The sequence below is a fragment of the Candidatus Obscuribacterales bacterium genome, assembly GCA_036703605.1.
Classification (GTDB): Bacteria; Cyanobacteriota; Cyanobacteriia; order RECH01; family RECH01; genus RECH01.
In genome coordinates, this window is record DATNRH010000680.1 from 1 (window position 1) to 9,024 (window position 9,024).

The 9,024-nt window shown below is 53.8% G+C and carries 10 protein-coding genes and 1 tRNA gene; 4 read left to right on the top strand and 7 right to left on the bottom strand.

The window, feature by feature from the left end; translation table 11 throughout:
• Together V6D20_14395 and V6D20_14400 are read left to right on the top strand one after the other, a co-directional pair.
• Positions 1-924: helix-hairpin-helix domain-containing protein (locus V6D20_14395; protein HEY9816969.1), on the top strand; the 924-nt coding region annotated here is incomplete at its 5' end.
• Positions 925-1,039: 115 nt separating this feature from the next.
• Positions 1,040-1,453 (top strand): hypothetical protein, encoded by a 414-nt coding sequence (locus V6D20_14400; GenBank protein HEY9816970.1) that lies wholly within the window; start codon positions 1,040-1,042, stop codon positions 1,451-1,453.
• Positions 1,454-1,462: 9 nt separating this feature from the next.
• On the opposite strand, the gene cofH is transcribed toward V6D20_14400, so the two are convergent.
• Both cofH and V6D20_14410 read right to left on the bottom strand, forming a co-directional pair.
• Positions 1,463-2,662 carry a 7,8-didemethyl-8-hydroxy-5-deazariboflavin synthase subunit CofH gene (cofH, locus tag V6D20_14405; protein ID HEY9816971.1) on the bottom strand — a complete coding sequence of 400 codons (1,200 nt, stop codon included), beginning with the start codon at positions 2,660-2,662 and terminating at the stop codon, positions 1,463-1,465.
• A 214-nt stretch (positions 2,663-2,876) separates the two neighbouring features.
• Positions 2,877-3,089 (bottom strand): hypothetical protein, encoded by a 213-nt coding sequence (locus V6D20_14410; protein ID HEY9816972.1) that lies wholly within the window; start codon positions 3,087-3,089, stop codon positions 2,877-2,879.
• 98 nt (positions 3,090-3,187) lie between these two features.
• On the opposite strand from V6D20_14410, the gene V6D20_14415 reads away from it, so the two are divergent.
• Complete coding sequence (locus tag V6D20_14415) at positions 3,188-4,072, top strand: S1 RNA-binding domain-containing protein (protein ID HEY9816973.1); 885 nt, start codon at positions 3,188-3,190, stop codon at positions 4,070-4,072.
• A gap of 5 nt (positions 4,073-4,077) precedes the next feature.
• On the opposite strand, the gene V6D20_14420 is transcribed toward V6D20_14415, so the two are convergent.
• Entirely contained in the window at positions 4,078-5,307 is a 1,230-nt protein-coding gene (locus tag V6D20_14420) for a methionine gamma-lyase family protein (GenBank protein ID HEY9816974.1), read from the bottom strand.
• A gap of 111 nt (positions 5,308-5,418) precedes the next feature.
• Here V6D20_14420 and V6D20_14425 point away from each other — a divergent pair, with 111 nt between their 5' ends.
• The gene (locus V6D20_14425; GenBank protein HEY9816975.1) at positions 5,419-6,252 is read left to right on the top strand and encodes a fatty acid desaturase; all 834 of its coding nucleotides are present in this window, start codon (positions 5,419-5,421) and stop codon (positions 6,250-6,252) included.
• 311 nt (positions 6,253-6,563) lie between these two features.
• Here the strand turns inward: V6D20_14425 and V6D20_14430 are convergent.
• The 4 genes from V6D20_14430 to V6D20_14445 form a co-directional block, all read right to left on the bottom strand.
• Positions 6,564-6,635: transfer RNA gene (locus tag V6D20_14430), tRNA-Asn, on the bottom strand.
• 71 nt (positions 6,636-6,706) lie between these two features.
• Positions 6,707-7,285, bottom strand: a complete 579-nt coding sequence (locus V6D20_14435; GenBank protein ID HEY9816976.1) for an NYN domain-containing protein — start codon at positions 7,283-7,285, stop codon at positions 6,707-6,709.
• 85 nt (positions 7,286-7,370) lie between these two features.
• A complete protein-coding gene (locus V6D20_14440; GenBank protein HEY9816977.1) occupies positions 7,371-8,039 on the bottom strand; it encodes an energy-coupling factor ABC transporter ATP-binding protein in 669 nt (222 codons plus the stop codon).
• A gap of 14 nt (positions 8,040-8,053) precedes the next feature.
• Positions 8,054-8,326: a hypothetical protein gene (locus V6D20_14445; GenBank protein ID HEY9816978.1), complete on the bottom strand. Its 273-nt coding sequence runs from the start codon at positions 8,324-8,326 to the stop codon at positions 8,054-8,056.
• Positions 8,327-9,024 lie beyond the last annotated feature (698 nt).

Genomic DNA, 9,024 nt, shown 5'->3' on the forward strand with positions numbered 1-9,024 from the left:
GAGCTGGTAAAACTTGATCCCAAGTCCATTGGCGTGGGGCAATATCAGCATGATGTGGATCAAAAACTGCTGCGCAAGAAGCTAGATGAAACGGTGGAAAGCTGTGTGAACTACGTAGGAGTTGACCTGAATACGGCCTCCAAGGAACTGCTGATGGCGGTTTCTGGCATTACGCCCACCATTGCCAACAACATCGTCGCCTACCGCAACCAAAATGGCGTCTTTCGCGATCGCCGCTCGCTGCTCAAAGTGACGAAACTGGGGCCGAAGACCTTTGAGCAAGCTGCGGGATTTTTGCGCATTCGTTCGGGAGACAATCCCCTTGATAACACCGCCGTGCATCCGGAGAGCTATGCCGTCGTCAAGGCGATCGCCAAGGATCTGGGGCTCGATCTGCACCAAGCTCCCGAGATTGCCGGCCATCTCAAATCCACGGATCTAAAGCGCTATGTGACCGATAGTGTGGGTGAACCGACCCTGCGAGACATGATTCAGGAATTGGAAAAACCTGGTCGCGATCCCCGCTCAGAATTCTGCTACGCCAGCTTTCGAGATGATGTCACCGAACTGTCCGACCTGGCACCGGGCATGGAACTGGAGGGCGTAGTCACCAATGTGGCTAACTTTGGCGCATTTGTAGACATTGGCGTGCATCAAGATGGATTGGTGCATATTTCCCAACTCGCCGATCGCTTTGTGTCGGATCCCAATCAAATCGTGAAAGTCGGACAGGTGGTCACGGTGCGGGTGCTGGAGGTGAACGCTGCCCTAAAGCGCATTAGTCTATCGATGCGATCGCCTGATGCCCGCTCCGATCGCCCGAAGCCTTTACCCGCTAAGGCATCGCCATCCGCCAAGACCTCCCCATCCGCTAAGCTAGAAGACTTGCAGGCCAAGTTCAATCGTCGCCCCTCGCGGTCGTAAGGCCTGGGACGTGGTGCAAGATGTCCCATCGGTTAAAGGTTGGGGACGCGATCGCCTTGAAGAGTCTAGACAGGACTTGCTAGGCTAATGCTCAGCACTCATTAGGCAAAGGTCTATGAATCCATTTCAGCGCCTAAAGCAGTTGCCTTGGCTGCCATTGCTGCAGGTGTCAGCCATCACTATTCTCTGTGTTGTGATTTTGGAAACCGCTCTGTTTACCGGGTTACAACAGGTGCCAGAGCTATGGAACGGGTTTATCCGCTTGCTGAGCTCCGTGCTTGGGGTGGTGATTTTGGGGGCGATCGCCTATGGCGTCGGGGCTTTGGGTTTGCTGCTGTTAGAGCGGCTTCAGTCTACAGTGCGTCCCAACGCTAGCGTGTTGTGGGCGCTAATTGCCTGTCTGTTGGTTATGGTGTGGCTGAAAACCCTCTTGCCTCTAAATGGCTTAATTGGTTTAGACTCCTTGTCATTGGTCGGAATCACCCTCGGTGTGTTTACCACCGGACGGCGCTATTGGCGGCGCTACTAGATGGCGCTATTAGACCTGGATGGGAATCGGGCTAGAGCGGTGAACCGGTTGGTATAGGGTATCCCGCTCCTGGGGGGGCCGTCCAATCGAGCGGATAGCCTGCTGCAGGTCTTCCACCTCCATACAGGTGCCGCCTTGGGCTCCGGCCATGGTGGTGATATGCTCTTCCATCAACGTTCCGCCAATGTCGTTGCAGCCCCAGCGTAGGGCTTCGGTGGCTCCTGCTAGCCCCAGCTTTACCCAGCTTGGTTGGTGGTTGGGAATCCAGTTGCCCAAAAAGATCCGGGCTACGGCCATCAACACCAAGGCATCGGGGCAACTGGGCTGATCGCGGCCCACCCGTCGCCGCAAGGGTGCCGGAGCGTCTTGCCCCACAAAGGGCAGCACAATAAATTCAGTGATGCCGCGCTGCCCCCGCTGCTGAGCCCGTTGCTGCAGCGATCGCAACTGCTCTAGATGGCGGATCTGCTGGCGAGGCGTTTCGATATGGCCGGATAGGATGGTGCTGGTGGTGGGCATACCTAGGTGGTGAGCTGTTTCCACCACGTCTAGCCAGGTTTGGGTGTTGATTTTTTCCGGGCAGAGCACCTTGCGCACATCGTCGTCGAGCACCTCTGCTGCCGTTCCAGGCATGGAGCCTACCCCCGCTTCTTGCAATGCTTCAATCACCGCTGCGTAGGAGCAGCCATCTTCCCGAGCAATAAACTCAACTTCTTGGGGGGAGAAGGCATGGAGGTGCAGTTGGGGAAAGGCGGATTTGATGGTGTTGACGAGGCTGAGGTAGTAGGGCAAGGATGCTCCATCCTGCTTAGCTTCAAGGTTGAGCCCCCCCTGCATACAAATTTCTGTTGCGCCGCGCTGAACGGCATCAGCGGTTTTTTCTAGAATCACCGTGTCATTCAGCCAGTAGGCACCGGGTTGATTTGCATCGCGGCGAAAGGCGCAGAAGCTACAGTGCTGTTCGCAAATGTTCGTGAAGTTGATATTACGGTTGATCACGTAGGTGACTGTGTTCCCCGCCTGCCGCTGTCGCAGTTGGTCGGCTGTCTCCTGGATGGCTCGCGCTGCCTGGATGGATGGGGGGAGGGGCGATCGCTCCCCTATGGTCTGGGCGGGATGGGCGGCTTCAAGTAACGCAACACCCTCAGATTCAGTGAGGTCGTATCCGGCAAGCGCACGGTCAAGAATGGGTTGGATGTCAAGGGGCATGGCGACGTTAACACAGGCATGATCGGGACTGCATCCACCATAACAGCTTTATTACCCGTCGATGGAGTTGCACCCATAGATGGTCGTATGGGTGAAGGGAGGGCTATCCCTGGCAACGGATGTGCTCTGCGGATGGAGTTGCTAAAATCTGGAAAGATTGTTAGAACCAAGGGCATCCTGATGCTGCTTTGGCTTCTAAGGGTGAGGGGTTAGGTTAGAGTGTTAGGATCGGCAATACCTGAAACGAACTGGGCATGATGCCCCGCCGTGAGGGTACATCTAAAGACGGTTGTCTCTGTCCCGCGTATGCTGGATAGTCAGCCATGATGGTTGCGAGGCTGGCAGCGATCGCTAAGATAGGATTCCAGTCGCTCGAACGTGACTTGACGGGAGCCTGCACCAGACTACGCAGAAAGCTAAACATCATGGTTAAGACTTTCCCCGGAGGCTCTTCAAGAGTTGCGGTGGGAGAATAGTCAACACGTCACGCCCCCAATCCTTGGACTGAGATGCTAGGAGGTCACCTTGTCTTTTTCATCAGACGACTTCGCTAAAGCCCTTGAGCAACACGACTACACCTTCCAGCGAGGGCAGACGGTACGTGGCAAGGTTGCGGTACATGACACGGATGGCGTCTATGTAGACGTCGGCGGTAAGGCAACGGCCTTTTTGCCTGCAGATGAGGTGTGGCTTGGATCCTTCAAAAGCTTAGATGAAATTCTGCCTATTGGAGAAGAGCGCGAATTTCTGATCATCCGTGAACAAAATGCTGATGGACAGGTCACCCTGAGTGTGCGGCAGCTGCAAATCCAGCACCGGTGGGATGAGCTGCAAGAGTTTCTCGACGATGGCCGCACCACCCAAGTGCGGGTGTCTGGGGTCAATAAGGGTGGACTGAATGTGGATGTGGATGGTCTGAGAGGGTTTGTACCCCGATCTCATCTGGTGGATAAAGGTAACCTCGAAGGTTTGGTTGGACGCTTTTTGACGGTGACGGTGCTGGAAGTAGATCGCGATCGCCGCCGCTTGGTTTTATCTGAACGCGTAGCAGCTCGGGCCGCTAGCCTCGGTCGCCTGGCCGTTGGGCAGTTGGTGGAAGGGCGCGTGGTGGGTATCAAACCCTTTGGTGTCTTTGTGGAATTTGAAGGCACCACCGGCCTGCTGCACATTAACCAAGTCAGCAAGAATTTTGTAGAATCCCTCACCACCCTCTTCATGGTGGGGCAAGATGTGAAGGCGGTGATTCTCGACCTGGATACTGTCAAAAAGCGCATTGCTTTGTCCACCAAGGTCTTAGAAAACTACCCTGGTGAAATGCTAGAAAAGCCAGCAGATGTGATGCGCGAAGCCGACGATCGTATGGAAAAAGTGCGTCAGGCCTTGCTGCAAGAGGGATTATTGGTAGATTAGTCGTCCTAGATAGCGCTCATGGCGTCAATTGCTGCTTCAAGGGCGATCGCTACATGAGTCCAATGGGTGCCTCCTTGGCAAAACACCACATAGGGCTCCCGCAGCGGCCCATCGGCAGAAAATTCGGACGTGCTACCATCAATAAACGTGCCTCCTGCCATGACAAGGTCACTCTCATAACCCGGCATTCCTGCGGGGACTGGGGTTACGTAGGAATCAATGGGTGAATGGGCCTGAATAGCCCGACAAAATGCAATAACCTTCTCTGGCGATCCAAGCTGAATAGCCTGAATGACATCCCGTCGCGGAGCCAGCGGTAGTGGGTTCACCGGATACCCCAATCGGTGAAACACATACGAGACAAGATGATTGCCTTTCATCGCCTCTCCTACCATCTGGGGAGCGAGAAACAGTCCCTGTAAGATTAAGCGATTTTGATTAAACGTTGCACCGCCTTCGAGGCCAATGCCCGGAGCCGTGAGCCGACAAGCAGCGGCTTCCACCAGCTCTGCCTTGCCAGCTACGTAGCCACCTGCCGGAACGATCGTGCCACCGGGGTTCTTGATCAGTGAGCCGGCCATCAGGTCAGCCCCCACCGCTGTGGGTTCTTGATCCTCTACGAACTCGCCGTAGCAGTTATCCACAAAGCAAATGGTATTGGGATTCTGGCGTTTGACGAGATGGACAATCGTTTCAATATCGGCGATCGCCAAGCTGGGACGCCAACTATAGCCGCAGGATCGTTGAATCAGCACTAGTCTGGTTTCGGGCCTGATGGCAGTAGCCAAGGTATCCCAATCAATCCCGCCATCCTGGGCTAGCGCCAGCTCGCGGTAGTGCACGCCAAACTCTTGGAGTGACCCCTGCCCTTGCCCGCGTAGCCCAATCACCTCTTCCAAGGTGTCATAGGGCGCACCGGCCACCGAGACCATTTCATCGCCTGGACGCAGCACGCCGTATAGGGCAGAAGCGATCGCATGGGTCCCAGATACAAACTGAACCCGTACCGCTGCCGCCTCCGCCTGCATGACCTCTGCAAAAACCCGATCAATGACTTGCCGCCCCAAATCATCGTGACCATAGCCCGTCACGCCAGCAAAGTGCTGCACCCCAACCCGGTGATGACGAAAGGCCGTCAAGACTCGTCGCAGTTTTTCCTTGACCTGGGTGTCAATTCCGGCAAAGATCTGGGATAGTGCCTGTTGTGCTTCATGCAGCTTCGCAAAGCTGTCCATAGACACCTCATTCGTTCGCATTCAATCTCATTTCTGTTTCAATAGTTAAGGTGCGCGGGTGTCGCGCACGCCGGGCCGTATCATTTTAAGCTGTGTATCGAAGAAAACTGCATGACGCTTGCCACTTCAGTAAACCTTAAACCCAACTGGCCTGTCATTTTATTTATGGCAGGTGTCCATCTACTCGCTCTGTTGGCACTGTTGCCCAGCAATTTTAGCTGGATCGCGGTGTGTTTGATGCTCGTGATGCATTTTGTGACGGGTTGCTTGGGCGTCACGCTAGGCTTCCACCGCCTCGTGACTCACCGGAGCTTTCAAGCCCCAAAATGGTTAGAGTACATCCTCGTCTTTTTCGGTAGCCTTGCGGTGCAGGGTGGCCCAATTGAATGGATTGGTCTCCACCGTCATCACCACGCCTACTCTGATCACGACGTCGATCATCATAGCTCAACCAAAGGCTTTTTCTGGAGCCACATGGTGTGGATGTTCTATGACGTTCCTGCCAAGCAAGAAATTCCTCGTTTTACAAAAGATATTTCTAGCGATCCAGTTTACGTATTCCTAGAAAACTATTTCCTCTTGGTGCAACTGGCTTTAGCTGTTGTGTTCTACTTGCTAGGCGGTTGGCCCTTTGTGATTTGGGGCATTTTTGTGCGCCTCGTCACGGTCTATCACATTACCTGGTTTGTGAATAGCGCCACTCATAAATTTGGCTACCGCAGCCATGAGTCAGGCGATCGCTCTACCAATTGCTGGTGGGTGGCGCTTCTGGCCTTTGGTGAGGGCTGGCATAATAATCACCATGCATATCAATATTCGGCGCGCCATGGACTAGAGTGGTGGGAAATTGACGTGACGTGGATGATCATTCAACTTTTAGCGGCACTAGGCTTGGCTACCAAAATTAAGCTACCGCCGACCTTGCAAAACTCAAAATCTGTTTAAGTTGTTCAAGACTGCGTATTAGATACACGTTCAATACGCGCAAGATTCATGCAGAGAAGCCATCTTCTCTGCATTTTTTATGGGAATATTTCATGGACTTACGAGAAGAACGTGAGCTCGACGGGCGTGCTGATGCTCACCCTGAGCTGATCGAAGGTTAGGAGATGGGCTGCGATCGCTCAGCCCGAAGGTTGCATCTGCCTTGTCTGTGCTGTTAGGTGCAGCCGTAACGCAATGTCTTGCAGGAACTTATGCGTTACGGCTTCGCCTAACGCATTCTACCCATTCATCGTTTCTTGACGATGTAAAAACTCCCCAGGCAGGATTCGAACCTGCGACCAATCGATTAACAGTCGACCGCTCTACCACTGAGCTACTGAGGAACGCGAATCTAATACTAACGAAAGACGATAGCCTTTGGCAAGGGCCTAACCAGGATTTCTTTAACTATTTTTCAAAATCGCTGGGATTGGGGTGGCAGATCCGTGGGTAGCCCTAGGCGTAGCTTGGCTAATTTGGCTTGGGCGGCGGGGTCTAGGCGACTGGAGAGGAGACGTCGAGACGATGCCTTGGCGGAGGATTTCTGCCGCTGCACCCGGTGGGCGATCGCTTCAATATCTGCCAGCAATTTCTCGGCCGACATACATTCCGCGTTGTAGCCCATGACGGTGAGCTGCTGGGCGCGATCGGAGGTGGCTACAATCAAACGCTGCTCAAACCGGCGAAGGTCATGGCGAAAGGCGGCGCAGGTCTTTTCAATATAGGTGTCAGCGGTTTGGCGATAGCTGGTGTATTGAATGGCAACGTGGGGAGAAATCTGCTCTTGGCTGCCAGGATTGCCTTGATAGTGGGCGTCGAAGATGATTTGGGTGTTGTACTGCTGGTAGACGCTATAGCCTAGGAGCAGTTGGATGAGCTGATGCCTAGCTTCTTCTAAGCCCAGGCGATCGCGGGCAGATTTGAGGTCTGGCCAACTGCCGACCATGTTGTAGCCGTCGATCAGGAGAACCGCTCGAAAGGTTGGGCGTGGCATGGCAGGCGATCGCAAAGTGCGTAGGGTTAACGTATCGTCATACTCTTTAGTATAGGGTTAACCTTCGTTAAGGGGCGATCGCTTCCTAGCTGGCATGTACCATCAACTGGCGCTTCAGCCGTTCTGGATCGCCTTGATCCACCACCCGTCCTTGCTGGAGTAAAAATGCGCCATCGCAGTGATCGAGTTCTTCGAGCCGATGGGTGACCCAGAGGGCGGTAATGTTGCGTTCCTGCACCAGTTTTTTCACCTGAATCACCAAATCGGCTTGGCTGTCGGCATCTAGGAGTGCCGTGGGTTCATCTAGGAGCAAGACTTGGCAATGGCGGGCGATCGCTCCAGCAATGGCGATCCGCTGTTTCTGTCCGCCACTGAGGGCATAGATGGGGCGGCGCTTCAGGTGCAGCAACTTAACGGCAGCGAGGGCTTCATCCACCCGTTCGTGGATCTTGGGCAGCGATAAATGTTCTTCCACTAGGCTAAAGGCTACGTCGGCCCCAACCGTGGGCATCACCAATTGGTGGTCAGGATTTTGAAAGACATAGCCAATGGGCGACTGGGCCCAAATTTCACCAGACTGAGGCTGCAGTAAACCGCTGAGCAGCTTCAGCAGGGTCGATTTGCCGCTACCGTTGGTGCCCAGGAGCATCCAAAACTCTCCCTTCGGTACATCGAGGGAACACCCCTGGAGGATGGGGTGCTGCTTGTCCCAGTAAAACTGGAGATCTCGAATGGCGATCGCAGCCTCAGTCATAGTATTCCCAGCGATTACTCTGCAGTCATAGCGAAAAACCCAGGCGGCCGGCCAGATGCCGTTGCCGTGCTCGATTTCTCATACATTTGAACGGCGGAAACCTCGCTGGTTAACACCCCAATTTTTTTCTCGCCCTGTTGCTCACAGGTGAGTTCAAGAATCGTGGGGTTACCAGACTTCAGGGTGTCTAGAATTTGGTGATACAGACCTTGAGCATCTTCGGCGGTCTTGCGCTGAACGGATAGGGTTACAGGCGCACTCTTTAAGGTCACGTCAATAATATACATAGGGCTCAATAATTACGTCGGCATCTTAAGCTGAACAGTCTAATGATGTCTCGAACAGTGGACTGTCATGGGCCCCACTCCCATAGGAGATTTGCCTAAGAGACAGCCTGTCGGCATCGGATCGTCCTAGTTCTCTAGTATCTCTCATATCCCCCAGACTGGGGCCTGGGAGTCCTGCGGATTCTTGGGGGCTGGGCGATCTGGACGCGGCAATCTCAATGTGCTGAAATGTTAAATCTTCTTGAAATGTGTAAAACTCGTTTCCTGCTGTGGTATCTGAAGGGCTGGAATCCGTGAGTTTCCTGCTGGCTCTGGTGATCATCCCTGGGGGCGATCGCTAAAAATCTACATGTCAAGGGTGAAAATTTCAGGAAACTGCCGATATAATGAGCTTATAGTAAAGAAAAGTAAAGTCTATTCACTTTTCGATGCATTGCTTGCCGCCCTGTTCATCGGCAGGCAAAAGACCTTGTTTCCCAATCTGGGGGCAAGGAAAGAACTTATTTTCTAGTCCATACAATTCGGAGAACTGCGCTATGACCATAGCAATGGGACGCGCGCAAGCCCAGCGAGGATGGTTCGACGTCCTTGACGACTGGCTGAAGCGCGATAGATTTGTCTTCATCGGATGGTCTGGTTTGCTGCTATTCCCCTGCGCCTACATGGCGGTGGGCGGCTGGCTAACCGGCACCACCTTT

Bases quoted from the DNA above. Each gene is read 5' to 3' on its own strand.
- V6D20_14445 (HEY9816978.1), bottom strand. From the start codon at position 8,326: ATGTATATTATTGACGTGACCTTAAAGAGTGCGCCTGTAACCCTATCC.
- V6D20_14420 (HEY9816974.1), bottom strand. From the start codon at position 5,307: ATGGACAGCTTTGCGAAGCTGCATGAAGCACAACAGGCACTATCCCAG.
- V6D20_14400 (HEY9816970.1), top strand. From the start codon at position 1,040: ATGAATCCATTTCAGCGCCTAAAGCAGTTGCCTTGGCTGCCATTGCTG.
- V6D20_14410 (HEY9816972.1), bottom strand. From the start codon at position 3,089: ATGATGTTTAGCTTTCTGCGTAGTCTGGTGCAGGCTCCCGTCAAGTCA.
- cofH (HEY9816971.1), bottom strand. From the start codon at position 2,662: ATGCCCCTTGACATCCAACCCATTCTTGACCGTGCGCTTGCCGGATAC.
- V6D20_14425 (HEY9816975.1), top strand. From the start codon at position 5,419: ATGACGCTTGCCACTTCAGTAAACCTTAAACCCAACTGGCCTGTCATT.
- V6D20_14435 (HEY9816976.1), bottom strand. From the start codon at position 7,285: ATGCCACGCCCAACCTTTCGAGCGGTTCTCCTGATCGACGGCTACAAC.
- V6D20_14440 (HEY9816977.1), bottom strand. From the start codon at position 8,039: ATGACTGAGGCTGCGATCGCCATTCGAGATCTCCAGTTTTACTGGGAC.